This window comes from Microcystis sp. M53598_WE2 (assembly GCF_030067735.1).
GTDB classification, from domain to species: Bacteria; Cyanobacteriota; Cyanobacteriia; order Cyanobacteriales; family Microcystaceae; genus Microcystis; species Microcystis aeruginosa.
Genome location: NZ_JASJFE010000373.1, coordinates 1 through 1615 on the forward strand (window position 1 = coordinate 1; position 1615 = coordinate 1615).

3 protein-coding genes are annotated in these 1615 nt (G+C 43.3%); 2 read left to right on the plus strand and 1 reads right to left on the minus strand.

The window, feature by feature from the left end:
- Positions 1 to 149: 149 nt before the first annotated feature.
- Together rpmF and PX636_RS08040 are read left to right on the plus strand one after the other, a co-directional pair.
- Positions 150 to 332: a 50S ribosomal protein L32 gene (rpmF, locus tag PX636_RS08035; protein ID WP_002742494.1), complete on the plus strand. Its 183-nt coding sequence runs from the start codon at positions 150 to 152 to the stop codon at positions 330 to 332.
- Between the two features lie 181 nt (positions 333 to 513).
- Entirely contained in the window at positions 514 to 1113 is a 600-nt protein-coding gene (locus PX636_RS08040; protein WP_004162564.1) for a sulfite oxidase-like oxidoreductase, read from the plus strand.
- Positions 1114 to 1229: 116 nt separating this feature from the next.
- On the opposite strand, the gene PX636_RS08045 is transcribed toward PX636_RS08040, so the two are convergent.
- On the minus strand, positions 1230 to 1615 hold a 386-nt coding region (locus PX636_RS08045; RefSeq protein ID WP_288116694.1), incomplete at its 5' end, for a tetratricopeptide repeat protein.

Below are 1615 nucleotides of genomic sequence, written 5' to 3' on the forward strand. Positions count from 1 at the left end.
ACATAAATAGGTAAGCCAATGATAATTATTAAGTTTTATCAATATTTTGGGCAGTAGCGATCAAGGGAATCAGACAAGTTAGCGAGCCGATTAGGGAAATAGGGAGTAGAATAGAAAGGTTGTGAGTCTATAACTATCGTTAAAATACTATGGCTTGTCCCAAGAAGAAAACCTCAAATGCCAAGCGCGACCAACGGAGAGCGCACTGGAGAAAGCAAGCGGCTCGGGAAGCGCAAAAAGCCTTATCTTTGGGTAAATCTGTCCTTTCTGGTCGTTCTAACAGCTTTGTCTATCCCACTAAAGAGGAAGAAGAAGGGGAAGACGAGGAATAATATTCCTATCGGTCATCAGTTACCAGAAAAATTTGGCTGTAGTTCGCTGTTAACACCGAATAAATGTCCTCAAGGTCTAGGACGGTGTAATAACTTGATGGTGGGGAGTGAGGTATAGAAAACCTTTTCGCTCCCTAATATTTTAAGATTTGTTTAGGGTTTTCGTTGCGAGTCTCAACTAATGTTAGGCAAATTCTTTAAAAAACCAGAATCTCCCGATCAAGACCGAGTTCCCCCGGGCCAATATCTCGCTAGTGGTTTTCCTGTGCTTACCTACGGGGATACTCCCCAAATCAAGACCGAGGAATGGTTATTTAAGGTTTGGGGAAAGGTGGCCACGACTAAAACTTTTAACTGGTCGGATTTTATGGCCCTACCGCAGTGGGAATTTACCAAGGATTTTCACTGTGTCACCCGTTGGTCAAAATTAGATGTGACTTGGACGGGAATTAAGGTATCGGATTTGATGACCTTAATTGACCTGCTGCCGGAAGCTACCCACGTTATGCAACACTGTTATGGCGGTTATACCACTAACCTGACCCTAGAGGAATTCCTGCACGAGGATAATTTTTTCGCTTTTCAACTGTTTGGTCAACCTTTACCCCCCGACCACGGTGGTCCGCTGCGCTTAGTTGTCCCCCATCTCTACGCGTGGAAAAGTTCTAAATGGATTAATGGCTTAGAATTTCTCGATCGAGAGCAATCGGGTTTCTGGGAACGTAATGGCTACCATCGACGAGGTGATCCCTGGTTAGAGGAACGTTATAGCGGTTTTTAACCAGTTTTGGCTTAAAATCGGGTGAGATAAGCAATCAAGTCCGGTAATTCCTAGCATTAAAACAAGCAAAAGTCAAGGGGTAAGCAACAAATTTTTACTCGATCGCAACTGGGTAATTATAATCTCCGAATTTCCTGATCACACTTTTGAACATATCCTGCTAACCCCAATGCTTGATATAATTCCCGCGCTTGAAGATATGCTTCTTTCGCTTCCGATATACGATCGAGTTTATAGTAGGTAAACCCCAGATTAAACCAAGATTTCGCTTCACCCCTCCGATCACCGATTTCCCGTTTGATTGCTAAGGACTGTTGATAAAACTCGATCGCTTTTTGGTATTCTCCTAGGGAATAGTAAACATTGCCTAAATTACCGTAGGATTTCGCTTCACCCCCCCGATCATCGATTTCCCGTGTGATTGCTAAGGACTGTTGATGAAACTTGATCGCTTTTTGGTATTCTCCTAGGGAATCGTAAACATTCCCCAAACCTAGATAGG